Annotated in this window: 29 protein-coding genes and 1 pseudogene; 9 read left to right on the top strand and 21 right to left on the bottom strand. The window is 59.2% G+C overall.

Features of this window, described 5'->3' with window-relative positions:
* Positions 1 to 130: 130 nt before the first annotated feature.
* Together E0E00_RS13880 and E0E00_RS13875 are read left to right on the top strand one after the other, a co-directional pair.
* Positions 131 to 1,435 (top strand): IS256 family transposase, encoded by a 1,305-nt coding sequence (locus tag E0E00_RS13880; protein ID WP_165443717.1) that lies wholly within the window; start codon positions 131 to 133, stop codon positions 1,433 to 1,435.
* Positions 1,435 to 1,731, top strand: a complete 297-nt coding sequence (locus E0E00_RS13875) for a hypothetical protein (RefSeq protein ID WP_130810735.1) — start codon at positions 1,435 to 1,437, stop codon at positions 1,729 to 1,731. The genes E0E00_RS13880 and E0E00_RS13875 overlap by 1 nt, the downstream gene beginning before the upstream one ends.
* 212 nt (positions 1,732 to 1,943) lie before the next feature.
* Here the strand turns inward: E0E00_RS13875 and E0E00_RS13870 are convergent, their stop codons facing one another.
* The 6 genes and pseudogenes from E0E00_RS13870 to E0E00_RS13850 form a co-directional block, all read right to left on the bottom strand.
* Positions 1,944 to 3,371, bottom strand: coding sequence for an ATP-binding protein (locus E0E00_RS13870; protein WP_130813110.1), 1,428 nt, complete (start codon positions 3,369 to 3,371; stop codon positions 1,944 to 1,946).
* A 255-nt stretch (positions 3,372 to 3,626) separates the two neighbouring features.
* On the bottom strand, positions 3,627 to 3,959 hold the full coding sequence (locus tag E0E00_RS13865) for a putative quinol monooxygenase (protein WP_130813109.1): 333 nt from the start codon (positions 3,957 to 3,959) through the stop codon (positions 3,627 to 3,629).
* Positions 3,960 to 4,052: 93 nt separating this feature from the next.
* Positions 4,053 to 4,161: pseudogene (locus tag E0E00_RS15520) on the bottom strand (DapH/DapD/GlmU-related protein); the annotation flags it as partial.
* A gap of 124 nt (positions 4,162 to 4,285) precedes the next feature.
* Positions 4,286 to 4,579 (bottom strand): maltose acetyltransferase domain-containing protein, encoded by a 294-nt coding sequence (locus E0E00_RS15515; protein WP_207302779.1) that lies wholly within the window; start codon positions 4,577 to 4,579, stop codon positions 4,286 to 4,288.
* 4 nt (positions 4,580 to 4,583) lie between these two features.
* The gene (locus E0E00_RS14765; protein ID WP_207302778.1) at positions 4,584 to 4,850 is read right to left on the bottom strand and encodes a hypothetical protein; all 267 of its coding nucleotides are present in this window, start codon (positions 4,848 to 4,850) and stop codon (positions 4,584 to 4,586) included.
* 401 nt (positions 4,851 to 5,251) lie between these two features.
* A complete protein-coding gene (locus E0E00_RS13850; protein ID WP_165443716.1) occupies positions 5,252 to 6,631 on the bottom strand; it encodes an ATP-binding protein in 1,380 nt (459 codons plus the stop codon).
* Between the two features lie 225 nt (positions 6,632 to 6,856).
* On the opposite strand from E0E00_RS13850, the gene E0E00_RS13845 reads away from it, so the two are divergent.
* A complete protein-coding gene (locus E0E00_RS13845; protein ID WP_130813108.1) occupies positions 6,857 to 7,192 on the top strand; it encodes an NAD(P)H-binding protein in 336 nt (111 codons plus the stop codon).
* Positions 7,193 to 7,225: 33 nt separating this feature from the next.
* On the opposite strand, the gene E0E00_RS14485 is transcribed toward E0E00_RS13845, so the two are convergent.
* Positions 7,226 to 7,603 (bottom strand): hypothetical protein, encoded by a 378-nt coding sequence (locus E0E00_RS14485; protein ID WP_165443715.1) that lies wholly within the window; start codon positions 7,601 to 7,603, stop codon positions 7,226 to 7,228.
* Positions 7,604 to 8,331: 728 nt separating this feature from the next.
* Between E0E00_RS14485 and E0E00_RS13835 the strand changes: the two genes are divergently transcribed.
* Positions 8,332 to 8,955 (top strand): class I SAM-dependent methyltransferase, encoded by a 624-nt coding sequence (locus E0E00_RS13835; protein ID WP_130813106.1) that lies wholly within the window; start codon positions 8,332 to 8,334, stop codon positions 8,953 to 8,955.
* Between the two features lie 251 nt (positions 8,956 to 9,206).
* Here the strand turns inward: E0E00_RS13835 and E0E00_RS13830 are convergent, their stop codons facing one another.
* From E0E00_RS13830 to E0E00_RS13820, 3 genes are all read right to left on the bottom strand, one after another.
* Positions 9,207 to 10,187, bottom strand: a complete 981-nt coding sequence (locus E0E00_RS13830; protein ID WP_130813105.1) for a DUF5131 family protein — start codon at positions 10,185 to 10,187, stop codon at positions 9,207 to 9,209.
* Positions 10,188 to 10,649: 462 nt separating this feature from the next.
* Entirely contained in the window at positions 10,650 to 10,925 is a 276-nt protein-coding gene (locus E0E00_RS13825) for a hypothetical protein (RefSeq protein WP_130813104.1), read from the bottom strand.
* Positions 10,926 to 11,148: 223 nt separating this feature from the next.
* On the bottom strand, positions 11,149 to 12,342 hold the full coding sequence (locus tag E0E00_RS13820; protein ID WP_130813103.1) for an ATP-binding protein: 1,194 nt from the start codon (positions 12,340 to 12,342) through the stop codon (positions 11,149 to 11,151).
* A gap of 97 nt (positions 12,343 to 12,439) precedes the next feature.
* On the opposite strand from E0E00_RS13820, the gene E0E00_RS13815 reads away from it, so the two are divergent.
* On the top strand, positions 12,440 to 12,691 hold the full coding sequence (locus E0E00_RS13815; RefSeq protein ID WP_130813102.1) for a hypothetical protein: 252 nt from the start codon (positions 12,440 to 12,442) through the stop codon (positions 12,689 to 12,691).
* A 230-nt stretch (positions 12,692 to 12,921) separates the two neighbouring features.
* On the opposite strand, the gene E0E00_RS13810 is transcribed toward E0E00_RS13815, so the two are convergent.
* From E0E00_RS13810 to E0E00_RS13800, 3 genes are all read right to left on the bottom strand, one after another.
* Positions 12,922 to 13,236, bottom strand: a complete 315-nt coding sequence (locus E0E00_RS13810; RefSeq protein WP_130813101.1) for a type II toxin-antitoxin system RelE/ParE family toxin — start codon at positions 13,234 to 13,236, stop codon at positions 12,922 to 12,924.
* Positions 13,233 to 13,496: a type II toxin-antitoxin system Phd/YefM family antitoxin gene (locus tag E0E00_RS13805; protein WP_130813100.1), complete on the bottom strand. Its 264-nt coding sequence runs from the start codon at positions 13,494 to 13,496 to the stop codon at positions 13,233 to 13,235. The genes E0E00_RS13810 and E0E00_RS13805 overlap by 4 nt, the downstream gene beginning before the upstream one ends.
* Positions 13,497 to 13,941: 445 nt before the next feature.
* Positions 13,942 to 14,229: a hypothetical protein gene (locus E0E00_RS13800; protein WP_130813099.1), complete on the bottom strand. Its 288-nt coding sequence runs from the start codon at positions 14,227 to 14,229 to the stop codon at positions 13,942 to 13,944.
* Between the two features lie 969 nt (positions 14,230 to 15,198).
* Between E0E00_RS13800 and E0E00_RS13795 the strand changes: the two genes are divergently transcribed.
* On the top strand, positions 15,199 to 15,594 hold the full coding sequence (locus tag E0E00_RS13795; protein WP_130813098.1) for a TIGR04076 family protein: 396 nt from the start codon (positions 15,199 to 15,201) through the stop codon (positions 15,592 to 15,594).
* Positions 15,595 to 15,630: 36 nt separating this feature from the next.
* Complete coding sequence (locus E0E00_RS13790; RefSeq protein WP_130813097.1) at positions 15,631 to 16,191, top strand: TetR/AcrR family transcriptional regulator; 561 nt, start codon at positions 15,631 to 15,633, stop codon at positions 16,189 to 16,191.
* Positions 16,192 to 16,257: 66 nt separating this feature from the next.
* Here the strand turns inward: E0E00_RS13790 and E0E00_RS13785 are convergent, their stop codons facing one another.
* Both E0E00_RS13785 and E0E00_RS13780 read right to left on the bottom strand, forming a co-directional pair.
* Positions 16,258 to 17,499 carry a glycosyltransferase gene (locus E0E00_RS13785; protein WP_165443714.1) on the bottom strand — a complete coding sequence of 414 codons (1,242 nt, stop codon included), beginning with the start codon at positions 17,497 to 17,499 and terminating at the stop codon, positions 16,258 to 16,260.
* A gap of 70 nt (positions 17,500 to 17,569) precedes the next feature.
* On the bottom strand, positions 17,570 to 18,355 hold the full coding sequence (locus tag E0E00_RS13780) for a cyclopropane-fatty-acyl-phospholipid synthase family protein (RefSeq protein ID WP_130813095.1): 786 nt from the start codon (positions 18,353 to 18,355) through the stop codon (positions 17,570 to 17,572).
* Between the two features lie 898 nt (positions 18,356 to 19,253).
* On the opposite strand from E0E00_RS13780, the gene E0E00_RS13775 reads away from it, so the two are divergent.
* On the top strand, positions 19,254 to 20,255 hold the full coding sequence (locus tag E0E00_RS13775) for an SPFH domain-containing protein (protein ID WP_130813094.1): 1,002 nt from the start codon (positions 19,254 to 19,256) through the stop codon (positions 20,253 to 20,255).
* An 18-nt stretch (positions 20,256 to 20,273) separates the two neighbouring features.
* Complete coding sequence (locus E0E00_RS13770; RefSeq protein WP_130813093.1) at positions 20,274 to 20,492, top strand: Arc family DNA-binding protein; 219 nt, start codon at positions 20,274 to 20,276, stop codon at positions 20,490 to 20,492.
* Positions 20,493 to 20,661: 169 nt separating this feature from the next.
* Here E0E00_RS13770 and E0E00_RS13765 read toward each other — a convergent pair whose 3' ends face one another.
* The 6 genes from E0E00_RS13765 to E0E00_RS13740 all read right to left on the bottom strand — a co-directional run bounded on the left by E0E00_RS13765 (position 20,662) and on the right by E0E00_RS13740 (position 26,806).
* The gene (locus E0E00_RS13765; protein WP_371683407.1) at positions 20,662 to 21,297 is read right to left on the bottom strand and encodes a flavin reductase family protein; all 636 of its coding nucleotides are present in this window, start codon (positions 21,295 to 21,297) and stop codon (positions 20,662 to 20,664) included.
* Complete coding sequence (rfbB, locus tag E0E00_RS13760) at positions 21,243 to 22,265, bottom strand: dTDP-glucose 4,6-dehydratase (protein WP_130813092.1); 1,023 nt, start codon at positions 22,263 to 22,265, stop codon at positions 21,243 to 21,245. The genes E0E00_RS13765 and rfbB overlap by 55 nt, the downstream gene beginning before the upstream one ends.
* Before the next feature lie 30 nt (positions 22,266 to 22,295).
* Complete coding sequence (locus E0E00_RS13755) at positions 22,296 to 23,771, bottom strand: sugar nucleotide-binding protein (protein ID WP_130813091.1); 1,476 nt, start codon at positions 23,769 to 23,771, stop codon at positions 22,296 to 22,298.
* A gap of 18 nt (positions 23,772 to 23,789) precedes the next feature.
* Positions 23,790 to 24,692, bottom strand: coding sequence for a glucose-1-phosphate thymidylyltransferase RfbA (rfbA, locus tag E0E00_RS13750; RefSeq protein WP_130813161.1), 903 nt, complete (start codon positions 24,690 to 24,692; stop codon positions 23,790 to 23,792).
* 217 nt (positions 24,693 to 24,909) lie between these two features.
* Complete coding sequence (locus E0E00_RS13745) at positions 24,910 to 25,713, bottom strand: YebC/PmpR family DNA-binding transcriptional regulator (protein WP_130813090.1); 804 nt, start codon at positions 25,711 to 25,713, stop codon at positions 24,910 to 24,912.
* 388 nt (positions 25,714 to 26,101) lie between these two features.
* The gene (locus tag E0E00_RS13740; protein ID WP_130813089.1) at positions 26,102 to 26,806 is read right to left on the bottom strand and encodes a DUF6580 family putative transport protein; all 705 of its coding nucleotides are present in this window, start codon (positions 26,804 to 26,806) and stop codon (positions 26,102 to 26,104) included.
* Positions 26,807 to 26,848 lie beyond the last annotated feature (42 nt).

Below are 26,848 nucleotides of genomic sequence, written 5' to 3'. Positions count from 1 at the left end.
TGATCGTGTCGCGAAAGTTGGTGTAAGCCCAAAAACGGGTCGTTGATGGGCATCTGAACAAAGGTGTGGTCACCGTCCTAGAATTCGTACTGCCTAAGGTAACGGATTCGAGGAAAGGACGATGGCCACGATGGAAAGTGTAACGGTTGACGCCGCTGTGGCGGCGGCAGAGATGCCACGTTTCGACGACGGCTGCGTGAACATGCAGGAGCTGGCACGCCTGCTGATCGAGCAGGTCGTAAACGAGGTGATGGACACGGTGGCCGCGGCGGCCGCCGAGGACGCCGGCACCAGCCGTAACGGTTACCGCGACCGCACACTCAACACGTGCGTCGGCACGTTGGAGCTGCGCATACCCAAGCTCCGAGCTGGCAGCTTCTTCCCAGGGGACGTGATGGGGCGCCACAGCCGCACGGACCGTGCGATGCTGGCTGCAGTGGTCGAGATGTACCGCAGCGGCGTCAGTACGCGCAAGGTGGCGGGGGTCGCTGAGGCGCTCGGTGCCGGTGAGCTCGGCAAGGACCAGGCCAGCCGCATATGCGAGCGGCTGGACAGGGAGGTCGAGGACATGAACGGGCGCCTTTTCGGCCCCGATGTGCACTTCCCCTACCCATGGCTGGACGCCACGTATGCGAAGTGCCGCCGCGAGGGCCACGTCGCCTCCACCGCGGTGGTTACCGCAATTGCCTGCGACGAGAACGGCAACCGCTATGTAGTGGGGTTCGGCGTGGGAGACACCGAGTCGGACGAGTCGTGGCTGCCGTTTTTGAGGGGTTTGCGCGACCGCGGTGTGCCCGGCGTGCTGCTTGTCGTCTCCGACGAGCACGGCGGACGGGCCAGGGCGGTCGATGAGGTAGCTCGGGGTGCGGCGTGGGAGCGAAGCGCTGTCCGCCTGATGCGAGACTGCTGTGCGGGGGCCAAGTCGAAAAGCAAAGGAAAGCGTGTCGCGAGGCTCCTCTCGCCGGTTTTTAAGGCCAAAGATGCGCTGGTGGTGCGCGCCGCCTACCACAAGGCAGCTGAGATGGCGGACACCTTCTGCCCAGCCGCGGCCGAAATCTTAGACGAGGCGGAAGCTGACGCGCTGGCCTACCTCGACTTCCCGCCCAGCCACTGGAAGCGCCTGCGCGCCAACAATGTGCAGGAGCGCACGAACCGCGAGATAAAGCGCAGGTCGCGCGTGGTGCAGGTGTTCCCGAGCCCTGAGTCGCTCATACGCCTGGCGGGCGCGATCATGGCCGACGCGGACGATACGTGGCAGCAGTCGCGCTGCTTCTCTCAGGAGAAGGTGGGCGAGTCATGGGCACTCGTCGAAAAACGAGGCGAGGATGGCTGGGATACCTCGCTGCCGACGGAGGTCGAGCTCACGGTCGCCTCCAGGTTCGCGGATAGCATCCTCGCCGCAGCTGAGGTCGAGATGGAGAGGGAGGCGGCGTAATGAACGTCAGGGAGCTTGCGCGGCTTATCGAGGGGGCGGGTCCGAATGCCGAGGTGAAAATAGAGATCCGGCTGCCGGACGCGGGGCTGAGCGCCAGTTGGCTGGAGGTAACGGGCGCCGACGCCGATGACTTCACAAGCACGCTCACGCTGAGGGCGGACCTGCGATGCGAGGACTTTGTTGGCCTGCCCGGCAACTACGGACTTGTAGGCGGGATCTGCGATGCCAATGCGACCCGGCGCCGTTGGGAGGAGGCAGAGCAGAAAATGCTTGATTGCATCGGCGATGAGGAGTAGCTTCTGGCCTAGTTGCGAATTCTGGACGGTAGCCATAGGTCTCAACGAAATGTCCGATACACCAACATTCTCGACACTACCCATGACCTCATCGCGGCTTCTTGGGCAGGTCGCTTGCAGTGACGGCGCAGGCATAGGCCTTGAGCGCGTCGCCGGGACAAGGCTCATCCAACGAGCTTGTAGCCGTTGCACGCGAACCCGCATTTGCCCAGCTACCGGTAAAGCGCTTTGGCGTCCACGAAAAGCCAGCTCGTGCCAAGGTAATCGCGAAGTCCGGCGTCCACAGGGTTGCGCGAGAAAAGACAGTACGTCGTGGACTCGTAATCCCCCAGCAGCCCAGCCCGATGCACGAGGTTCTGGGCGGCGCGCGCCTCGTCGAACTTCCTGCGCCACTTGCATTCCCCCACCAGCAGCTCGCTACGACGCTCGCTTGATGCCACGACGTCTATGTCGGTCTGCTCTCGCACGGACGGGTCCGTGCCCCACCATGAGCCAAAGCGCACGGGTCTAAGTGGCAGCGCTCCGCACTTCGCCTGGCTTACGACCCATTGGAGGCAGATGTCCTCGAACCAGTGCCCCACGTAGGTAGGGATGTCATCGCTCTTCAGCACCTCACGGGCCACGAGCCCTCCGGCATCCATCTCGACGGATGCAACCTCGGGTTGCACGAAACGATACCAGAACGCGAACGCCGGCTCGCTGATGTGGTAGATGCCCCGTCTTGACCTCGAGGGATCCTCTCCAAACGGCACGCACTTCTCGACGAGGCGCATCGAGACGAGCGTCCGCAGGTACTTGGCGAGCGACGTGCGCTGCTCGCCAATGCGGTCGGCAATCTCCTGCGGCTTGTTCGCTCCCGCCGCGATGGCGTCCAGGATGGAGCTGTAGACGGCAGGCTCGCGAAGCTCCTGCCTCAGGAGCATGATTGGCTCCTCGTACAGGAGCCCCTCCTTGCGGAAGAACAGCCTTTCCACGTTGGTGGCGTAGCCCTCGCGGGGATCCACCATGGACAGGTAGTAGGGTGTACCGCCAAACGTGGCATAGTAGCGTATCAGGTCCTCACTACCAACGCCTGGCAGCATGAGGGCGGCATCTCGATACCCAAAGGGGGCCAGGTGAATCTGCGCCGTCCTCCGCCCGAACAGCGGGTCCTTCTGACCCAACCGCTCTCCCGATTCGGCGGAGCCCAAGACCCTCTCCTCCATGAAGCCCTGGTTGCTACCCGTAAGAATGAGAAACACGTTCGTAGATGAGAAGAACTTGTCACAGGCGATCTGAAACGTCGAGACGAGGCCAGCGTTGTGCTGCGCGGCATAGGGAAACTCGTCGAACACGAACACCAGGCGCTGGTCACGCGCCTGACGAGCAACGAACATGAGCGCGTCCTCCCAAGAGGAGAATGACCCCGTGCCGAGGGGCAGGCCAAAGTGCTCGTACACCTGACGCGAGAAGTCGGCGAGGTTGAGCGTATCGTTCTGCACCTTTGCGGTAAACGCCAGCGTCGGCTTGCCTTGCGAGAACCGCGTGGCAAGCGCTGTCTTACCGACGCGACGGCGACCGTAGAGAACGACCATCTGGAAGCCACCCTTGGCATACAGGGCCTCGAGCTCGTCGAGCTCGTGCTGGCGTCCGACGAACATGTGCGTCTCCCCTCAACGGATTCCATTTGTATGATTTAGATTATACTACTCGTATTCATACAAGCTCAGCTCGTTTGCCGCGCGACTTATCCGTGGTCTTGAAGTAGGTCGTGTTCCTGAAGCCCCTGGCGGCGCTCCTTATCGACTGGACGACGGAGTTGCGCCGATGTACGTCAGCCCGCCAGTCGCACAGGCCGTGAGGTATCCCGCCACCATCGGAACCGATCTTCCCCTCGGCAACTCGCCGATACTCCCCTACCTCCTGATGAACTTCTGGTCCTCAGCAGGCATGCCCACCTCGTCCGAGACATGGCGCTCGAACGTCATATGCAGGTCGTACTTGTCGCGCAAACCCATGATGGCCTTCATCACCGGAGAGGCATGGTGCGCATCGATTGTCGCCTGGTCGGCCCAGGAATCGATGAGAAGTACCGTCTCGGGGTCGTCGAAGGAGACCCAGTACTCGTACCTCAGGTTGCCAGGCTCCTTACGGATGGCGTCGACCGTGCCTGACGTCTCCATTTCCTGGGCGAACTTCCTCGCGCTACCGTTTGTCCCCGTATGCCTTAGATTAACCGTGATGGCCATGTTCTTCTCCGCTTCACCGATGCGCAGATCGCGCATCCGACTCTTGTAGATTCCGCAGCACACGTGCCAGGATGCCACCACAGACAGTGTTGCTCGGCAGATCCTTTGTGACGACGGCACCCGCGGCAACGATCACGTTGTCGCCAATGGTTACGCCAGGCAGGATGGTCGCATTCCCGCCAATCCAGCAGTCCTTGCCGATGGTGACTGGCCTCGTCGTGGTAATCAGATACCTCGTTCCACCCGACCTGGTCCCGAAGCGCCTAGTGCAGTCCATGCCATGCTCGCCGCAGTAAATCTTCACGTCGGGGGCAATGAGCGTCCGGTCACCTATGATGATGAGGTTTGAGTCTAGAAAGGTGCAGTTCATGTTGACCAGCACATCGCTGCCAAGGCGGATGTGCTTTCCGTACGTGCACCTGAACGGAGCCATGAGGACGATGCGCTCGCCCATCCATCTGGCCCAACAGCTCTTCCACAGTCCCGTGCTGCTCGGCCGGATCATCTGTCCCGTTGAGCCTGCGCACCCGCTTCCTTGCAGAGACGATCATCTGCTGAATCTCTGGGTCGCGGTAGTCGTAGTCCTCCCCTGCCAGGAGCTTCTCATGCTCTGTCTTCATCCTGCTACAGTCTCCTTCCAAGCTCGTATGCCTCTTTGGGGTACCTGCTCCTCTTTGTCATTGCAGGCGTCCCGCAGCCACGCCCGAGCACCTCTCCGCAATCGTCGAAGTGGAGGTAGCGCACGAGCGTCCGGTAGTGTGCCTCCAGCGCATCGAACGTCCAGTCGTGAAGCGAGCCGTCGAGAATGGCAGGGCCGGCGGGACGTTCACGGGAGCTTGGTCTCGGCCACCTCGGCCCATCTCTGCCGTCTGCAGCAATCATCTGGGGCAATAGCAGGATCAGCCACCTCTATAGACCGATTTCGCTGCAATATTGCCTAGCGCTTTTTCAGCTGGGTGTGGCGAGCTGCAGAAAATGCGACTCGCCGGATTGAACGAGCCTGCCTCGCACTACATCCATTGCTCAGTCCCGAGCTCTGTGTACTTCTTCGAGCAGCCACGGCTGAGCGCAACCGGATGCTTCTGTTCGTTCACGCAGGGTTTGACACGCATGATCTCGAGCGGATTGAGCCCGCAGGCACGTGTCATCTGGAAACAGCAGGAGTGAACTTCAGCAAGCTCCTGGCGGAGCTTAGCTGCGCGTCTTCCAAACCATGTCCCGACCACCGGAACGGCTCGAGAAGCTCTGATTCTTGATCCTCGGATGATGCGCCGCCCATGCATGGCTCAGCATCAGATGCAGAAAGACATATAGAGCGGGAGATAAACTCGGTTGCCAAGTCTTTTAAACTGGCCCGGGTGCAAGACGAATTCGTTGCCAATGCGACTGGCAAAATGCTTCTGGAAGTCATCAAGGGAAATGGTCGAATACGTCTTGGTGGATTTAGCCTCAATGGGTGCAATGCGCAGCTTGCCGGCAGCATCTGAAAGGCCCTTTGTTATCAGAAAATCTATCTCTCGCGGTCGCGGGCGCTTTCTCTCCTCGCGTGGAGGTTCGTTCCATGAATAATAGTAGAGAGGCCGTCCTCCTGCGCGCAGCTGTTGGGCTATAACGTTCTCTACGAACATGCCCCGATTGATGGAGAGCTTGCCAAACTGCAGAGCGCGATAGATCTGCTCGGTTTCTGCTCCCTCGTCGAAAACGCTCGACACAAGAAGTCCGGTATCCCCCATATAGCATTTGAGCGAGCTGTCCTCGCCTTCATCTGCGGTAAGCTTGAATCCGACGTTTGGATCGTTGCATAGTCGGCAGATGTTCACATAGTGTGCGTCTTCAAGCCACCGAAGCGCTGATTCATATTGATGATAGCGACTTCCCTTGCCTAAGGAAGAGAACTTGAAGCGTTTGCTCCCCTGAGAGAGCTGACCCGGAATACCCATGAAGATGGAGTAAGCCCTGCGCGCATCCTTTGCACCGAATTTCTCGATGTCTTCAGCGTAGAGTGTCAATATCTGTCTCTTGGTCTTGTCGCTTTGCGCGAAGGTTGCGTTCTCAATGAAATCGCTGACTGATTGCGGCATGCCACCTACCAGCATGTATTCATTAAAGAGTCGTGTACATTGACGATGCAGGCTGTCTGGCAGCGGCTCGAAGGCATCTCGGCAGCGGCGAATCTCGTCTGCAAGATTCCTGCGCCCTAATGCCCACAGGTACTCCTCGAAATCAAGCGGCCACAGCTCCGCACGCTCCTCCTCCGAAGGAATGACAATGTCCTGGACATTCTTGCGTATGGAAATCAGCGAACCCGTCTCCATGTAATCAAATCTGCCATCAGCGACTAGATGCTTAATCATTTCACGAGCAACCGGAAAACGCTGCACTTCATCGAAGACGACCAGCGAATGACGAGGAACCAGTTCAACACCGAAATAGAGCTGAAGCATGCGCAGGAGCGTATCGATATCCCCTCGATGCTCGTTGAAGATATCCCGCACATCTTTACCAACCTGCGAGAAGTCGATGAAGAGGCTCGATTCGTATTCATTGGCTGCAAATGCCTTGACGAGTGTGGTCTTGCCCACCCGTCGAGCACCTTCTATCAGCAGCGCGCTTCTGCCATTCGGCTCGTTCTTCCAGTCGAGCAGCGTTCTATAGAGCTTTCTCTCGAACATGATCATTGCTCCGTCACGCTAGCCATTGTAGATGTCCACTCATTATATGGGGTTACTGCAATATCAGTCACCTATGTTTCCCTAATTTACTGCAAAATCAGCTATCTATATTTCCCTATTTCTTTGCAATATCGCTTACCTTTTCCAAGCTTTGCGTATTTCGTGAACCTGATCCGCTGCACTATCGGCTACCCATCTACGACCTCAAATGTCCGGCTGCAGAACATGCGGTCCCGCAGATGGAGCCAAGCCTATCCATGCCCTCCTGTCTCAAGCAGCTGCCAAGGAGCGGTCAAGCTGATTGAGGCCGCCAAAAAGGCCGGCATCAGGCGCTTCGTCCTGCTCAGCTCGGTGTTCGCCGACGAGCCGGAGAAGTGGGGCGACCCGGCGCTCGCAGGCATCACGGACTACAACATCGCGAAGTTCTTCGCCGACCAGTGGCTCGTGCGCGACTCGGGCCTGGACTACACGATCGTCCAGCCCGGGAACCTCCTGGACGAGCCCGGCAGGAGGAGACGGCATACGCGGCCTCGGGGCAGAGAGCAGGGCGCGACACCATAGGCGTCGTGCCCCAATATCTACCCCAGCACTTCTTTAATCTGCGGAGACCAACCGCACGAATAGCGTCAGGAACTTGCAGTGTCCAAGACTCGGCAAGCTGACCAAGTTATTCTCGAACGCGACGTCCCCACTGCGATGCTCTCTGAGGTCGCACAGATAGGCTTCCCTCACCGAGCGCGAGAACTTCAGGGTCGCTGTTGAATCCTTATCAAAGAAGCTGTTGAACAGGCGATGCGAGAGGACACGGTTCTCGACATGAACTTCGAGATCGATGGCGCGGGAGCCACGCCTGAGCGCAACGGGGAGGTTGGCGGAGCGGATGCCCCTCGCCCTCTCGTCCAGGTCCTTGGGGACGCGCATGGAGAAGTAGATCGTGCCCCTTTGGCAGATATCGGAACCCTCGATCGACACTTCCGGTTTACCCTCGTCCGAACGGACCCCAGATCCTGCCTTGGAGGGGAGTAGTTGAAGGAGTCGCCGTCATCACCGTTCTCGACCAAGACTGCCTGGCGGTCATAGACGTAGCCGCTCGCACGGTCTTCGACCCTGAGCGTGCCATCGGCGTTGACCGAGATCCGGTAGTACTCGTTCTCCAGCGCATCGTCCCTGCCAAGCTTCCTCAGCGGACGAGCGGAGCTCTCGCTCGGCACCAGGCGATACTGAGCGTAACCCATCGCCGAAACTTCATGCGCCTCGATTGCCACCTCTGCATCGAAAACCTTGTCCGGAATGCATGGCTTCTCACTGGGGTCGAGCCTCATCATCTGGGAAAGCACGTAATTCGTCAGGTCCCTGCTGCTTAGGATCGTGTATATGACTGGATTGCCCTTCTCGTCCAGAGTCTTGAAGTCTTTGTCTGGAAGATACATGTGCTTGACGTCCAGCAGTTCGCCGTGCACCTCCTCAAGCCTCGGGCCCTCACAGGCCACCGCCTGGCGGTAAATCTGGGCATGTTGCCCGATTGGCCAAACGAGTCTGGCTGTTCCATGCCTCCGGCGTAGAACAGCCGCCGTCGGCCATGACCCCGTCGTCAAGCGCCCCACAGTAGCGATTGCGCCGACTGCCGACACGGGTACGTCTTCGCATGCAATAAGAGTTAGCCTAGACTGACAACAGCACGTCAATCGAAAGCAGGCGCCATGGGTCTTCTTCGTACGTACTTCAACAACACACGCAAGCCCGAAGGAGTCTTGGGCAGGGGCATGCTCGCCGGGATGAACCGAGAGCACGCCCGGGTGTCAGACTGGGGCATGGGCCACCTGAGTGACATCCATGCCAGCAGCATCGTCGAGCTGGGTTGCGGAGGTGGCCGCAACGTTGGCAAGCTGCTGAAGATGTATCCCGCCGCACGGATGGTGGCCGTCGACTATTCCGCCGAATCGCTCGCAAAGACCGCACAGGTCAACCAGGCCTTCGTGACGGAGGGCCGTTGTGAGCTGCTGGAGGCAGACGTCAGCCACCTGCCGTTGGAGGATGGCACCTTCGACCTGGCGACGGCGTTCGAGACGGTGTACTTCTGGCCGGGTCCGGTCGAGAGCTTTGCGGAGGTGCATCGCGTGCTCGCGGACGGCGGAGCATTCCTCATCGTGAACGAGTCGGACGGCACAAATCCCTCCGATGACAGATGGAAGAAGATTATCGACAGCCTGCAGATCTACACGGCGGAGCAGCTCCACGACCACCTGGCACAGGTGGGGTTCTCGCAGGTCACGGTGGACCACGACCCGCAGCGGCACCGTCTGTGCATACTCGCCAGAAAGTGAGTGGAACCGACCAGACACGCAGCAACCGGAACGCCTCCTTCACGCGAGGGATGCTCCTTGTGCCCAGACTGTAGCTGAGCAGCGGCTGGGCTCCTTGCACCAGTCCCAGCAAGGGCTGCATCGCAATGTTCATGTGGTCTACGACAAAGACGGAGATTGCCAGAATCATCGGCGTTGTCACGCCGATGCCTGCCAGTGCCTGCTTGCCGTAATGCATTTCTGCAGCCAAGGCGGCCCAGCCGGCATTCCGGTCAGGCACCGCTCCAAGGGCGCAGCTGCTCGGGCGGCTCGCCACAGAGGCCGCAGTTGCAGCAGCCGTTGCAGATGAGGTGACTGCCGCACGACATGCAGCGCGTGCGGTAGCGGGGTTGGTACAGGCACTCGGGCGGCAGAGGCAGCCCCAGCGGGTCGGTAAGGCGCCACTGCGGGGGCGCTCCGGCGTGCTCGACCCCCGAGCGATACGCCTGCCGGGCCTGCACGGACTTCTTGGGCAGATAGTATTCGCGGCCGCCCACGACGAAGCGGGTCCCCGTCTCGATGAAGGCGAACGTGACGTCGTGCGCGCGGCACTGCGCGGAAAGCCGTTGCACCCAGGAGAAGTGGCACGAGCGCGGATCCTCGTAATTCTCGCCCCCGCACTTCACCTCCTCGATACCGCAGCCGCGCACCGTAAGCCCGTCGGGAGTCTTGTACGAACGGCCGGCTGCGTTTGCGTCTTTGGCCTGGTCGCCAGCGCAGAGATAGCGCTCAATGTCCACCGCCCCGATGAACGGCGCGCACATGATGCCCTTGTGGGCGGCCGGTGTGGCCAGGAGCAGCGGGATGCGCTCGTCGGCACGACGCTGGTTCTCGCAAGTGACGTTGAGCATCACGTTGTCCCAGCCCTGGCCCCAGTCGGCGGGCAGGCACTCCACCATGCGCTCGGGCCGCTTGGTCAGCAGGAAGAACTTCACGTCGGGACGCGCGTGGATGATGTTCCACGCCTCCTCTCGCCATGGATCGGCCTCCGGGACGAAGAAGTCGGAGTTCATGCACACGCGGATGAACTCGCCGCTTTTCACCTTGTACGCACCCGAGCGGTCACGCTGCAGCGGGTAGTCGAACGTGGTCTTGTTGCGCCGCACCACGCCGCCATCCAGACCGCGGGCCCTGTCCATGGAGAACATGTAGCATCGCGCGCAGCCCTCGCTGATTTTGGTGCAGCCATGCCAGGGGTTCCAGATGTCGTGCATTTCCGCCTTCGCGTTGTGGGGTTGTACGTGGACCAATCATAGCAGTGGGGATTCACGACTCCGAGACCCGCTATCGCCTACCTCAGCAAAGCCAACGCCTCTTCACCGAATGTGTTGCAAACCGTCACACAATCGCACACGAATGTGTGACGAGCGCAGGACGTCACAGAAACGTCGCCGAACGTGTTGCGCTCTGCAACACGTTCGTAAGCTGGGGCCAACATTCGAAGCCCCGTAAACGGCGAGAAATCGCGAGAACGGTCGGCGGCGCAGGCTCGCCGCCAAGCTCCGCAAGTGCGGCGGCGTGACCATAGTCGACGAGATCGAGAGCGGCAACCACGTGCAGCAGCGCATCTCGGTGCTCCGCAAGTAGCGGGCTCGTCTCCTTGGCGCAAGCCGAGATGCCTCGGCATCCCTCACTGAGGCGTCGGGGCATCCTACTGTCGCTCTTATCGGCTAGCGCTAGAGCCCTGTGAGCTCGTGGAGGTGTGCGAGGTGGATGCCGGTGTGGCCAATCCCGAGCATGGCGGCGGCGACTACCGCAATGGGAGACTGGTACCAAATGCCTAGGAGAACGAAGGCTGCCACGGGCAGGCTCGCGATGGGCACGGGTATCGGGCCGAGGGGCTGGTACATACCGGCGAGCGTCCCACCGCCTCCGAAGTAGCGTGCCCAAGCGAACTCGTAGAGGACCATCAGCAGGAACACGACGCCGACCATCGAGAAGCCAAGCTGCATACGCGCACCCCCAGGCCTATGCGAAACCCATGGGGTCAATACTACGCCTGACGAGGCTTAGACAGGGCGGGCAGCTCTCAGTTCTTGGGCATCGTCATCGTGGGCGTGGCGCTGGTCACCGGTGCCGTCGCACTTCGCCGTCGCGAGAATGGTAATGCCTGACAGTTTCAACGCCACAGCACGTTAGGCGGGGACATGGCAGCGCCCCCCGCCCCCGCGCCGCCTAGTAGAACAGCGGCACGCGGTCGCGCAGGAAGTCGTCCAGAGTGCATGCGCCCGAGGAACTCCCCCCAACGGTCACGCGCCTTGCTTGGGGGTGCTGCAGGAGAAACTTCGTCATTCCTCCCTGTCGCGATTCGTTGCCGCCCTTGACCTCAATTGCAGAGATCGATGCTCCCCGTACCGCAACGAAGTCGACCTCGCTGTTGCCCTCTCGCCACCAATAGAGTTCGAAGCCCTCCTCGGGTGCGCGTGCCAGAAGCCGCGCCCCAACAGCAGATTCGACCAAATGGCCGCGCCTTGCACGGTCTGCAGCGTAGACGGCCCTACCCAACCCGTCCGTCGCGGTCATGAGGGACGTGTCGTACACCATGAGCCTTGGGGAGCTCTTACGGCGTGTCGCTGCCTTCTCGTCAAACTTGGGAAGGCCACACAGCATACCCGCCTTGCCCAGGAGGTCAAGGTAATGCGCGAGCGTGGTGGTGTTTCCCGCATCCTGCAGCTGGCCGACCATCTTGTTGTATGAGAGCTCCTGGCCGGAGTACGTGGCACCCAGCCTGAAGAGCGCCCGCATGAGGGCAGGCTTCCTGACCTCTCCAAGGGGAAGCACATCCTGGGAGATGGTTGGTTCGATGATAGAGTCGCGCACATACGAGACCCAGCGCACTTCGTTGCTTGCGAATCGAGCGGCACCAGGGTATCCGCCAAAGAAGAGGTACTCCTCTAGGCTGTAGCCAAAGGCCTCAGAGCACTCCTCGAGGCTCCAGTGGGAGGACCTGATGAGCTCGAAACGCCCCATGAGCGAGTCCTCCAAGCCTTTGTGCAGCAGCAGGGAGGACGAGCCGCTGAGCACCGCGCGCACGGGAGTGCCGTTGCGCCGATCCGCATCGTACAGGGACTTTACGACCGTGGGCCAGTGCGGAACCTTCTGGACCTCGTCCACCACCAGTACCACAGGACGCAATCCGCCGGCCGTCATGTTGCGCGCCTGCTGCCATTCGGTCTGCAGCCATTCCGGACTCGAAACGATCGCCTCGTCGGAACTCACGTAGATGTGGTCCATCTCTATCTGGTCCAACGCCTGGGAGAGCATCGTGCTCTTGCCCGTCTGCCTTGGGCCAACAACCACCTGTATGAGTGGGTTGTCGGCCTCGTTCATGCGCGAGACGATCGTTTTGACTTGATGTCGCTGGAACATGGCGACCTCCTTGCGTTTCTCAATGTACTGAGTAATTTTACTCAATGTACTGAGTAAATATGCTCAATACAATGAAAAGTACGTGCGGTTGGGGGACATGCCATGGCGGGAAGGACATCGCGACTGGGGAGACATAGCGGAGCCAAAGGACGAGAGGGACGAGGGTCGTCCGGCCGAGGGTTACGAGGTCCTTCGCGGGCACATATACCGGCACTTCAAGGGCGACTACTTCATCCTCACGAGTGCCACCCGCCTGCCTGCTTCCTATGCGGCCGACATCCTCGCCGAAGCGGGCTTTGCCACCTCCGTGCCGTTCTTCTACAACTGTCGCCGAGCTCTCGACACCTGACTGTCTGCCTGTCGTTGCCTTCGTCATCCTCACGGCAATCGGCGTGGCAATCGCCCTGAAGGCAGGACGTAAGACTGCGAAAACCTAGAATAGTAGGCTCGTATCTAGGAGCAGCCCCCAATCGCACTGCAAAGGCTCGGAATTGAGCAAGAAGCCAGTACATGTTTCGAGGCAGACAGCCAGCCCGCTCTGGGTTTCAGCTGTTCAACAGGCCGAATAGGGAGTGCATGTCACAACAGCGACTTCCAGTCTCGTGCCCCGAAAAGCACCCTCTCGACACACACAAAGTGATGAGTATCGTCTGCGATGAAGAACATCAGGAAGCTCCCGACAGGACACCATCGGTAGCCAGCCTTCGCCAAGTCGAAGTCTCTTGCGCGGGCATATGATTCGGGGCTCTTCTTGAGCATGTCCACCTTGGCCTGCACCTCGTCCAAGAAGTCATCGGCAGCCATCGGATTTGCAAGCTGATCAGCCATGTAGGCTGCAGCCTCTCTGATATCCGCCACCGCCATATCCGTCAGGCGTACCCGCCATGCGCTCATCTGGAGAACTCCCTGCGCAGAGCAGAAAGTGCCTCATCTGCGTCGACGGTACGTCCGCGCTCGACGTCGGCGTGGCCTGCTGCCAGCATGTTCACGAGCTCGGCACGCCGAGCCAGCGCCTCGTAGGCTTCTATGCTCATGATGGCGAGGTCTCCATTGCCGTTTCTGGTCACAAAGATTGGCTCCGGATCCCTGTGAGCCTGGCTCGAGATTTCGTTGTACTCGTTGCGGAGCTTTGTGCTCGAGATAATCCTGGGCATGATGCCTCCGTTCGCTTCTACAAATACTAAAGATATTCTACACGAATCACTTTATGCTTACTCTGAAGAGAAGCGTTGCAACCAAGTGCAGATAGAGCACAGCCATGTCAAAGGCAGTACTACCGAGACCGATGCTCTTCTCCAAGGCATACCCAATCTGAGTCAAAAGGACGATACGATTGCTCATCCAGCAAGACAACCCACCTGGAAGACGACCACATACCTCCGCTACTCGCCTTCCTTCTTCCTGTGGTCGCCGAAGACCATGAGGTCAAGCTCGCTCGAGAGCCTGTCGGTCTCGGCAACCTCATCGGCAGAGAGCCTGATGTCTGCCGCAGCAAGGTTCTAGCGCAGGTGCTCAGGCTTGCGGCTGCTCAGAATGGGCACTATTCAAGGCCTCTTTACAGATTACTCAGACAAGGGAGATCTATAAAGCCGCCACCTACTACAACATGTCGCCAGGGTGCCCACCGGAACTCTCTGAGACAGCCCACTCATCAAACTCGGGCTTCTGATCAAACTTCTTCAGAAGCTTCCGAATCCGTCGCTTCTCGGTCTCGTATGAGTTGAAGCGGCCGGTTATATAGAGAGCCGTCATCAGCACGAGAAGGCCAGTACAGGCGAAAATCGCGATAACCTGCTTGGAGGCAATCGCCACAAAGTCGCAGACGATGGCAGGCACCACCATGGTCTCGCCAGGATGGTTGGCGTCCTTCTTCTCACCATCAGGCATCTCATACTACATTGGCAGCTACTGCACCCGGAGGGTGTGGGGATGGCGGTGCCGGCTGAAGCCGCACCGCATGTCGTTGCGACCCACAGGGCAGCAGTTGGTGCCATGAACGCGACCGATGTACCGGCAGCAAGGTCCGCACCCGCACCGGCCGCAACGTGGTTTTCACCTCGGTTAGTCGCTGAAATACATCTGAATCAGATGGTACTCGAGCCGTAATGTGTGAGGCACTTTCAGCGCAGTGCCCAGTGACAAAATACCCCCGAGATCCATATTTCCAGGCCAATGCGGCTGTCCAGAGACTTTTGCCGGAGGCACCATGCACGAATTGACGGTTGGTGGCAGTTTTTGGCAAATTCTTGATGTGGTGCTGCTGGAGTCGCAAATCCCTAACCTGCGGCTCATCAGAGATGAAACCTCTTGATACTCGGGGCATGCTCGAAAAACTGCCACCAACCGTCAATTCGTGCCAGCGTGGCGCCGTGAGACGGATAGCAATGGGCGGGATTCCGAGTGGGTTGGCGCGTTTTTACGGTTGGTGGCAGTTTTTCGTGGTTCTCCTGAGTACAAACTGGTTCAATGTTTGGTAAACCGCAGGTTGGAGGATTGCTGCTTCCGAGATAACACATAAGGAATTTTCCCAAAACTGCCACCAACCGTCAATTCGGAATCTTGTGGCTAGCCCTACGGCTCCGGGCCAGTCCGCTGGCATCCCCTCAACGCACACAACGTGAGCGCACCGCGCCGAATTACACACGGCCGAGTCCAAGCTTCATGAAGACCTGCGGTTTCACCCGTCCGGGCCCCAGCCGTGTGTAATTCCATTGGGGCTGAGATAACGTGACCAATTACGCCGTGAGTCACATATCATACCGGTCGCGCGATGAGTGAATCGGAATCCTCCGACTGGTCTGCCAGAATGGTGGTGCGCATCAGACGTAACATGCCAAACGAGAAGGAGCACCAAGCATGAAGCATCGCGTAAAGGTCACCGTTCTGGAAACGAAACTGTACCCGGAGCTGCAGGAGCAATACTGCAAAGATCCAACGTCGGGCGTCTGCCCTGTGTACCATCCTGGAGACGAGTTTGTCTTCTACCGTGAAGGAGACCGGGATGACTTCTGGCACATGGGCCAAAACACGCTTGTCCACACCGATGCTGACCCCAGCGAGACAGCCGGCGGGCCAAGCAAGCCGTTCTGCTCGGAGGCCTGGGACGCCATCGCACGCTATATCTATACGGGCCTGCAGGGTGGCTCTATCATGAACGGTTGGATGAAGAACGAAAACGAGATGATCACCTGCTGCTCCGATGGCACACGGCCGGTGATCTTCAGGGTCGAGCGCTTGAACGTCGAGGAGTAGGGCGCCACAATCAAAGAATCCGTGTAGGTGGGGCGCATGAACGCGAAAAGGCTAATCCGGCAAGCTGCGGTCGACCTCATTCGAGCCTATCCGATTGAGAAGCTGAGCACGAAGAGAATCGTCGACACCGCTGAGGTCAGCAAGCAGACGTTCTACCGCTATTACACCGACAAGTACGAGCTTGCCAACAAACTCTATGCCGAGCCGACCCAGGAGGGCATCGTCGTCGTGGACAGGGCGTGCTTCCGGCCGGACTGGAAGCAGATGTACCGAAGGCAGTTTCGGGCCTTCCGGGAGAACCTCGACTTCATGCAGCACCCGTACTCATCGCGGGAAACGGGCTGCACGCTTGACTATGAGATCAAGTCCACAATGCACTCCGACAAAGGCCTGCTCGCACGCAACGGTGCAAGCATCCGCGACCCGCGCATCGCATTCGCAATCCAAGCGAAAGACGTTGACGGCACGTGGATGATGCGCGACTGGATTCTTGGTGGCATGCAAGCTACCAACGAGGAAATAGTCACGAGGTTCGAGCTGATCATCCCCGTGTGCCTCGCGAAGTACTACTGGATGGACGAGCCGATTCACCATTGAGAGCATGCGCACGTTCGTTTTCGTAACGGCAGCGTCGGAACGGGCATGTAACAAGATAGGCCCAAACTATCCTCCGGCACAGTATGCTTCGATTGCATCTGCGGCCTCGTTAACCCCATCCTCAAGCCTTATCCTATCGGCAACTTCCTGTGCTGCCCCATCGTATCTTCCGCTTGTCAGATCCTGCAGCGCCTCTTGCAGCTCATCTTCGGTGCATAGCCTCTTTCTTATGTAGAGCGGTGCGGGGCCGCACCCAAGCCGGTGATCCACTCTCCCATAGAAATACTGATCCAAGGCCAGCGGTATCACGAGGGTGGGAAGCCCGGCTCTAAGGCCCAGCCCATTCGTCGTGTTTCCGCCGTGGTGGACGACGGCTCTTACCTTCTCAAATATCCAGGCATAGGGGACCGCGTCGATAAAATAGAGCCTATCGGTATTTCTCTTTTCTTCCACAGGAATCTGGTCTGCCTGGATAACAACCCTAATGCCAGTTTTCTTGAGAGCTTCCAGCGTAAGTTGCTGGAGACGCGCAAGATTCGGTGACTCGGCCTTCCCAAAGGCCACGAAAATCGGTCGTTCGCCAGCTTCCAGAAATGCCTTCAAGTCATCAGGCGCGTTGTACTCCCGCTTTGATTCCTCCGGATGATACCAGTACCCCGTCACATGGATGTGATTGCCCCACGCTGGATCCGGAGGCATCAATGCCGGACTCGTGGGGTAAAACGTCAGCACCTTGCGACCATTCATCTCGGTATACGTGCTGCCCATTTTCCACTTGGGAAGCCCAACTGACTTGCGCCACTTGTTTAAGGCGATCATGGTCATCAGGTTCAAGCCGGTGGGCAGCCCGTCGTAGCTCTTAAGGACTTCTTCCGAGTCGTAGTCCTCACTGTAGAGGGAATACTGTCTGGTCGGATCCATGGGACTGAAAAAGAGTCTTGCGCAGGGTATGCCCAAATACTCCGCTGCGTGCCTGGCAAACGCCGCGCACGTGCCGTACATCACCAAATCCGAACCACATATGGCTTCAAGCGTCTGGTCCATAAAGCAGGGGTTCTCCCTTTTCAGCTTGAGCATTCCCCGCATGAAGTCCATGTTTGTCTTGTAGTCCGTCACGAGATACTGCATCGCATGGCCTGCATCCGTATCCAACCGGAAAAAGGTGACTCCCCTCTCCTCGACCAGCGGCCGAAATGCCTCATGCGTCAATATGCGGAAGTCGTGCCCACGCCGGGCCATCTCTTCGCCCAGCTCTGCCAGCGGACCCACATCTCCCCTGGTTCCAACTGCTACTGCCGTGATTACCATGGCTCCAAACCCCCTCTGTAGTGAAGCCGCCAAGGTAGCCCAATATGGACGAGACCACGCCGCCGAATGCCTAACCTGCCAGCCACCCTGCTGCATCCGCTGCCCTACGGCTGAAGTTGGCCACATATCCAAGGTCGCTCTTGTGGTCATTGAAGAAGTGGAACATGCGGGCGAACATCTCGAAGTTCTCCTGCTTCATCGCATTCAGCATGACTTTGAGGGCACCATCCACCCCCTCGTCGCGTACCATTCCCTGCGGGTCCAAGAGGGTCATGTCCCCAGACTTTTGCTCTGTGACAAAACCATGCTCCTCGATTCTGCTCTTCCAACCCTCACAGTCAAGCGGCTCGACACTCACGTTGATGGCGCGGCTAAGTCCCGTGCGCAGCTCCTGTTGGGTCTCTACGTCATCAGTCCTGTAGCATACGTCCTGCGTGAGCAGCAGCCCAGATGGCTTGAGAACGCGAGAGTATTCCACGAGTGCCCTGTTCTTGTCCCTATTCGAAAGCATGGTGAGCATGGCTTCGTTGATCACGATGTCAAAGCTCTGGTCCTCAAACGGTAGGTCAAACGCACTGCCCAGCACAACATGCAGCTTGTCCCCCAGATGGTTCTTCTGGATGTTGGCGCGGGCCTTATCGAGAGCCCTCTCATCCAGATCAAGCCCCGTCGCGCTGCACCCATACCTCTTGGCCAGCACAATCATCGTCGTCCCCATGTTGCATGCGACCTCAAGGACCTTGGTATCGGGCTCAATATGGGCCTTGTCAACCAGCCAATCCGTGGCGTCAATCCCTCCGGGACGCAGTCTGGTCTTGCCAAGTCTTGCCAGAAAAGTATGTCCGGCCTCCAACATTGTGAAGTCTCCCTCTGCTGTACAGAAAGTTTACTTTTACTAACTTCACGGTATCACGTGGGGAGGGCTCGCTACGCGGAATGAAGAGGGCGCGCCCATTTGGGTTAGTTCGGTATGAGCGCTCTGCCAGGGCGGAAATCCATGCCGCCTCGCATTACGCTGGCTAGCCAACGAGCTGCCGCAGCTCCTCGGGCCGGAACACGTAGCCGCCCCGCAGAGCGATAGTGCGCATCGGCAGCGCTCGGATGCATGAAATGACGATATCGTACGGTTTTCGGGCGTACGCTGCATAAAATCGCGATATCGTCGGTGCCGTTACCAAATTTTAATCAATCATTGAACAATTAGATGCAGAATATTGCATAAACATGTGTAAAAATTAAATTCTATGCAATTATGGTTGTACCTTTGATATTTACAGCCAAAAAGTCCCCGCGATACCGCGATTTCATGCAGCAGTCCGAGAAAAACCGTTCGATAGAGCGGTTTCATGCACAGCCAGCCATCGGAGGGACGCCTTCCTCCCAGTCACGCGGCATCCACCGTACTTAGGGCTGCCCGGCAACAGTCTACCGAGGAACCTCTGGCATCCCACTGTGGTGACGTGGCCGGCGGTTAAGCCTGCAACTGTGATACAACGGCTCCCATAAAAAGCCAAGAAACTCCTTCGCATAGTCCCAGGCTAAGCTTCCCAACGGCTACGTCTATAGGAACTCCAAACGCCCCATGACGATTTTGTGAACCATTACGCCACGTTTACACCAACACATTCGCAAATAATGTCTATATTCATATGTATTTGATATCACTTTGATGCCAAAGAAGAATCACGTAAGCACTTCCGCAAGAGTCGGTCGCAATGACGCCACAGCACCAAGGCTAAAAGAGAGGGGCACTTATGTCTACCGAGAAGATCATTCAGGTAAAGTCTGGCTGGGCTATACTCGCCATAAACGTACTCATGTACATAGTGACCTGCTTCTGCATGATATGGTCCATATCCCTTCTCGTCGCAGCGGACAACACCAAGCTGGAGGCACCGGCATTCACTGACCCCCTGTTCGCGGCGAGCTTTGTGCTCCTGTTTCTTTCTGTGCTCGTGAGCTCTGGCTTCATTGCCATACAACCGGGAGAGGCGAAGGTCTGTCTGCTCTTTGGCAACTACGTTGGAACCATCCGTGACTCTGGCTTCTACTGGGCAAACCCCTTCTACAGCCGCACCCTAGGCTCAGCTGGTACGGAAGAGGAGCCCTCAGACGAGAACGCCAAGCACAGGCCGGGAGCAGCCAACATTATCTCCACGAAGGTGTCCCTACGTGCGCGCACCCACGATGGCGAGCGTATCAAGGTGAACGACAAGCAGGGCAACCCCATCGAGATTGCGACCGTTGTTGTATGGCATGTGACCGACACGGCCAAGGCCCTCTTTGACGTAGACGATTACGTCTCATATGTCTCCATGCAGACCGAGACTGCCCTGCGCCACGCAGCCAGCATCTACGCCTACGACCACATGGAGGATGACGATGCATCCAACACCAGCATCACGCTGCGCTCCAACATCGAGGAGGTTTCAGCCAGCCTGCGCGAGGAGCTGGTGCGTCGCTTGGCTCCCGCCGGAGTCGAGGTGGATGACGCCCGCCTGACCCACCTGGCCTATGCACCCGAGATTGCGCCTGCCATGCTGCGCCGTCAGCAGGCCGAGGCCATCATCGTTGCACGCAAGAAGATCGTCGAGGGTGCCGTCTCCATGGTGGACATGGCGCTGTCCGAGCTTTCCGACGGTGGCATCGTCGAGTTTGACGATGACCGCAAGGCCACCATGGCATCGAACCTCATGGTGGTGCTCTGTGGTGAGTCCGAGGCACAGCCGGTCCTCAACACCAGTTCCCTGTACTAGTGCTGGTTGGTCGACCGCATGACACGGCGAAAGCAATATCCCCTGCGCATAGATTCGCAGGTCTGGGCAGCAATCGAGCAATGGGCCACAGATGACATGCGCAGTGCCAACTCGCAGGTGGAGTGGATCTTGCGAGAGGCCCTCAAGCGAGAAGGGAGGCTCCCGCAAACTGACGGGGCCTCCCCTAATGACGCGCAATCCAACATGTCGTCATCAGACATCGGCATGAGACGATAGGCCGTTCGAAAAAGGCATGGGACCAATTCGTAATAGCTCGATTCCCGAATGGCATCGTTGCTAGGGTAGCCCCGAACGGCATGCAAATCCACAGGTGCATCGCTGACGAACTCTACGGAGTAGCGCCTGTCCCCCATGGCCATTCACGGGAGTTCTGCTCTGGCAGCATCTACTGCCGCTGTGCCTTCTGGGCCAGCTCCTTGCCGGCGCTCCATGCCTGGCCAACCTTCTGGTTCACGAGGTAGTAGCCCGACTGGAAGTTATCAAAGGCCAGTGCGTTTAGCTTTTCGGGATCAACCTTGCCATTCTCGCCAATGACCTTCTCGTCTGCGCTCACGTTCACGATGGTGCCGACAATGGCGTGGATGTTCTCGGTTTGAACGACTTCCGCCAGCTCGCACTCCATCGTGACCGGGAACTCTGTGATGATAGGGGCATTCACATGCGCACTTTTCTCCGCGTGGTAGCCTGACTGCGCGAACTTGTCGGGAAGCGTGTTTCCGGTGGCAATGCCGTAATAGTCGGCAACGTCCATGTGGTCGCGGTCGGCGATGCTCACAGTGAACGCACCCGTCTGGTGGATGGCTTTTGTGGTGGCATGCCTCTCGTTGATGAAGAGCGCAATCTTGTCTCCGCTGGAGATCATGCCCCAAGCCGCGTTCATCACCTGAGCGGTCCCGCCCTGGTCGTACGCCGCCGCATTGGGTAAGCTCTCGCGGCTGCGGCGATGTCCGTCGGAGCCAGCCGCCCCTACTGCCCTTGGGCTGCGTACTTCTTCTCGGTTGCCTCCTTGGCCGGGCGCCACCAGTCCTCGTGGCTACGGTACCACTCGACGGTCTGGTCAAGCCCCTCGGAGAAGTCGGTGTGGATGGGCTTCCAACCGAGCTCGGTCTCCAGCTTGGTTGGGTCAATCGCATAGCGACGGTCGTGGCCGGGACGGTCGCGGACCCAATCAAACGCATCGGCAGGCTGACCCATGCGCTCAAGGATTGCCTGCAGCACGTGGATGTTGTCCTTCTCGCCATCGGCACCGATAAGGTACGTCTCGCCCATGTGGCCCTTGGTAAGGATGTCCCACACCGCACGCGAGTGGTCCTCGGTGTGAATCCAGTCGCGGACATTCCTGCCGTCGCCGTAGAGCTTCGGGCGTATGCCGCAAAGGATGCTGGTGATCTGCCTTGGGATGAACTTCTCCACGTGCTGGTAAGGACCGTAGTTGTTGGAGCAGTTGGAGATCGTGGCACGCACGCCATACGTGCGGTGCCAGGCACGCACGAGAAGGTCGCTCGACGCCTTGGTGGAGCTGTACGGGCTCGAGGGCTTGTAGGGGTCGTCCGGGCGGAAGCGACGCGGCTCGTCCAGAGCAAGGTCACCGTACACCTCGTCGGTAGAGATGTGGTGGTAGCGAACGTCGTGCTTACGGGCCGCCTGAAGGAGCCTATAGGTGCCCACGACGTTGGTCTGCACGAAGGGCTCGGGATCGAGAATGGAGTTGTCGTTATGGGACTCGGCAGCATAGTGCACGATGGCATCGTGGCCAGGGACGAGACGGTCGAGGAGCGCGGCGTCGCAGACGTCACCCACCACAAGCTCCACCTGCGACTCCGGCAGGCCCGCGATGTTATCGGGGTTGCCCGCATACGTAAGCTTGTCAAGCACCGTAACGTGGCACTCGGGATGGTTCTCGGCGACCCAACGCACAAAGTTGGACCCAATGAACCCGCAGCCACCAGTGACGATAATGTTGTGCGGCTCGAACAATTCCTCAGACATCAGAGGGCTCCTTGTCAGTTGCCTTGCTTCCTAGTTGGGCAGGGTTTCGACGTACTCCGCAAGCTGATCCTCCCAGTCCCTCGGGACAAAGCCCGTCGAGGCAAGCTTGTCGAGCGACAGGGTCGAGAGGTGCGGGCGTGACGCAATGGGCCCGCTGGCGTTGGCGTAGTACCTCTCCGTAGAGACAGGCGTGACGGCGCCGGCGTTATGGTTGCGGAGCTCAAAGACCTTGGCTGCAATCTGATACCAGCTCTTGGTGGCACCAGAACCAGTGAGGTCGTATATGCCATATGGGGCAGGGTCAACGCACACCAAACCGCCACGGTACCCAAGGAGGTGGAATATGCCCTTTGCCATCTGGTCTGTGAACGTGGGACGTCCAGACTGGTCATCCACAACGGTCACTGCATCCAGTGAGTCATGGGGGTCTGCCACGCGGTCCGAGAGCTTGGCCATGGTCTTGACAAAGTTGTGACCATCGCCGATCACCCAGGAGGAGCGGACGATGTAGTGGAGCGGCCACGCCTCGACAGCAAGATCACCTGCCGCCTTGGACTGGCCGTAGACGGAGAGCGGCGCGAGACCCTCCTCCTCTGTGTGCGGCGCTTGCGTACCGTCAAAAACGTAGTCCGAGCTCACGTGCACCATCACGATGCCGTGCTCCGCGCATGTGCGCGCCATGAGCGCGGGACCCGTGGCGTTGGCGGCCCAACAGGCCCTCCTGCCCTCCGGCGTCTCGGCCTTGTCCACTGCAGTAAAGGCGCCGCAGTTGATGACCGTACCGTACAGGCCCCAGTCATACTTGGCATAGTCCTTGGGGTTGGACAGGTCGAAGGTGTCGATGTCGCAGAAGTCGAAGGTGTCGATAACGCCTATCTGTTCCGCAAGCGCATGCACCGCGCGGCCAAGCTGCCCGTTGCAGCCGGTCACCAGCGTGCGGGGCGCCTCCATGGGAACAATGTCTGCAAGCATGGGGTGGTGCTTGTCGGCCTCCGAAAGCTCGGCCTCGGAGAGCGGAATGGGCCACTTGATGTCGAGCGTGGGGTCTGCGAGGTTAACGAAGGTATAGGTCTTCTTGAGTTCGGCAGACCAGTGCTTGTCGACGAGGTACGTGTAGGTTGTGCCGTCTTCCAGTGCCTGGTAGGAATTGCCCACGCCGCGAGGAACAAAGATGGCCCTGGAGGGGTCGAGCGTGGCCGTAAAGACCTGGCCGTAGGTCTCGCTCCCCTCTCGCAGGTCCACCCACGCACCGAATGCGGACCCCGTTGCAACGGAGATGAACTTGTCCCACGGCTCTGCATGGATGCCGCGCGTGACACCTCGCTTTGAGTTGAAGCTCACATTGTTCTGAACGTAGCGGATGTCGGGGATGCCCAGCGCACGCATCTTCGCACGTTGGAAGTTCTCCTTGAACCAGCCGCGGTTGTCACCGTGAACGGCAAGCTCGACCACCTTGAGTCCCACGATGCCAGTCTCGGTGACGGACAGCTCTTTCTCAAATTCCACTTGTCCCACAGCCTCCGTCTAATTGTCATATGGACGGCCAGGAACGATCTTGCCCTCCGCCACAATACGTAGGTGCTTTCCGTAGTCGCTCTTGCCATAGCGATCCGCGCACCCGAGCAGATGGTCCCGAGAAATCCAGCCATTCTCGAAGGCAATCTCCTCAGGGACAGAAACGGGCAGGTCTTGGGCCTTTTCGACCGTACGCACGAACTGCGAGGCCTCGTAGAGCGACTCCATCGTTCCCGTGTCGAGCCAAGCGTACCCGCGGCCCAAGGTGATAACGTCGAGCGAGGCGTCCTCCAGATACATGCGGTTGAGGTCGGTTATCTCGTACTCACCACGTGCAGAGGGGCGCACCTTGGCCGCAAGCCCCGTGACACGCGCATCATAGAAGTAGAGGCCCGTAACCGCGTAATTGCTCTTGGGATGGGCGGGCTTCTCCTCGATGGAGATGGCGTTGTAGTCCTCATCGAACTCGACGACGCCAAAGCGCTCGGGGTCATCAACGCGATACCCAAAGACCGTCGCCCGGCCCTTCTCGGCAGATGCAACCGCACGGCGCAGATGCCGCGAGAACCCGTTGCCGTAGAAGATGTTGTCCCCCAGCACGAGGGCACAAGCCTCCCCCTCCACAAAGCCCGCGCCGATCACGAACGCCTGGGCAAGACCATTGGGCTCGGGTTGCTCGGCGTAGGAGAGGGAAACGCCAAAATCAGACCCATCGCCCAAGAGGTGCTCGAAATTTGGCAGGTCCTTGGGGGTGCTGATGATGAGAATGTCCCTGATGCCCGCAAGCATGAGCGTCGAGAGCGGATAGTAGATCATCGGCTTGTCGTACACGGGAAGGAGCTGCTTGCTCGTCACCGTGGTAAGCGGATAAAGGCGCGTGCCGCTGCCTCCCGCAAGAATGATCCCTTTTATTGCTGCCTCCACACCTTATAAGGCCACACGTCCACGTACTGATGATAGCAATCATAAACGACCCGGCCCCGCATTGGGCACATGGGGACACTTACGGCAGGACCCCTCCGGACTTGCAGAGGCGGTCGGCGGCGTGGGGCTGCCCTATGCGCTCCTAGATAAAAAACGGCGCCGGGACCTTGGGGCCTCCGGCGCCAAACGGTACTCTATAGGCGCATTAGTCCTCGTCCGCCGCGAGAGCCTCGGCGATTTCGTCGGTGACGTTCATGGTGCTGTAGACGTTCTGGACGTCCTCGTGCTCCTCAAGGCGATCGATAAGACGCTGAACCTTCTTGGCGTCATTGACCGAGACATCCGTAGGGGTGGTGGGAACCATCGTGAGCTCGGAGCCCTTGACCTCGATGCCCTGGGCCTCGAGCGCCTTCTGGACATCCTGCATCTTGTCGTATGCAGTGTAGACGATCCACTCCTCGCCGGCATCCTCGTAGTCCTCGCCGCCAGCCTCGGCAACGGCGAGCATGAACTCGTCCTCGTCCACGGCATTCTCGCGGTCGGGCACCTTCTTCTCGTCGGAGTGAATCACCTTGTCGACGGCCAGCGAGCCCTTGCGCTCGAACTGGAACGCAACGGAGCCGGAGGTACCAAGGTTGCCACCAGCATGCGTGAAGGCAGAGCGGACGTCCGCCGCAGTGCGGTTCTTGTTGTCGGTCAGGCAGTCAACGTAGAGGGCAACACCCGCAGGGCCGTAGCCTTCGTAGGTGATCTCCTCATAGATGGCTGCGTCGGCACCGGCACCAAATGCCTTGTCGATTGCCGCCTTGATCTTGGCGTTAGGCATGGAGACCATGCGAGCGCGCGCAACAGCCGCGGCGAGCGACGCATTGTTGTCCGGGTTGGGGTCCCCGCCAACCTTAGCTGCAACGGTGATGTTGCGCGAGAGCTTAGAGAAGAGCGACGAGCGCTTGGCGTCGATTGCCGCCTTCTTGTGCTTGGTGGTAGCCCACTTAGAGTGTCCGGACATTGAGTCTCCTATCCACAACGGGCGCGGGCCCGCGTCCGCGCGTCTAACCTGATACGGATACGGGTGCGACGGTGCGCGGCCAAACCATCTCCTGGGATGGGATGGCGGGCTGCGGACGCGGTCGATACCCATGTAACCTATGAAATTTTACTCTCTGACGCTCTGGGTGCAAGCGAGAGGGCACACGGGGTTTGGAGGCGCTGCGGGGAAGTCCGGGTTTCTTCACAATTGAGGCAGACAAGGGCTTCTCAACGGCAAAGGCCGCATTACGAGACGAACGTGTGACAGCCCGCAACACAATCGTCGACGAATGTGTTGCGACCTGCGCTCGTCACACATTCGGAGACGAACGTGTGACAGCCCGCAACACAATCGGCAGCGGCAAGCCCTACAACCCATACTTCGCAACGGCATGTCGGATTCGCGCGCCCCAAGGAATCCATATTGCCGCGAGAAAGCCCACCGTCGCAGCCCCATGCAGACAATCCCACGGCAGGCCTGCTGCATACGCCGCAATCACGGTCGGCCAGGTGATGGGCTCAACGTAGCCAATCACGTACCAGCCGTTGAGAATGAGCCCGTACATGAGCGCCGAGAGGAACCCGTACGCGTACAGCACGCCGCGTCGCTCGAGAAGCCCATGCTCCCCCAGCACGCCTGCGAGATACCCCACAAGGCCCCACGCATACATCTGCCAGGGCGTCCACACGCCCTGGCCAAAGAAGAAGTTCGAGACGAGCGCTGCCAAGGCACCCACCATGAAGCCCTCGCGCCTGCCCAGCGTTGCTCCGGCAACGATCGCGACAGCCGAGACGGGCTTCACATCGGGGATGGGAGCAAAGAGGATGCGCCCCGCCGCAGCGAGCGCCGCCAGCGTGGAAGCGGGCATGACTTGTCTGAGCGCCGGTCTCGAAGTCTCGTAGCTTGCGAGGAAGAGGGCCACGCAGAGCACTACCACGAGCAGGGTGAGACCGGCAGCTGCCTGTACTCCCGTCACGGCGCAGAGCGCAAGCACAACGGGGACGGCAACAATCGAGGGAACCTCGAGGGCGGCAAAGACGCGCTGACGAACTGTTGTGTTGCTCGCCTTCAAAGGTCACTCCCCCTCAATTCCAGCACACCTTCCCGGTTGCCT

Source organism: Olsenella sp. Marseille-P4559 (assembly GCF_900605015.1).
Lineage (GTDB): Bacteria > Actinomycetota > Coriobacteriia > Coriobacteriales > Atopobiaceae > Tractidigestivibacter.
This window is presented reverse-complemented; position numbering and strand designations above follow the sequence as displayed.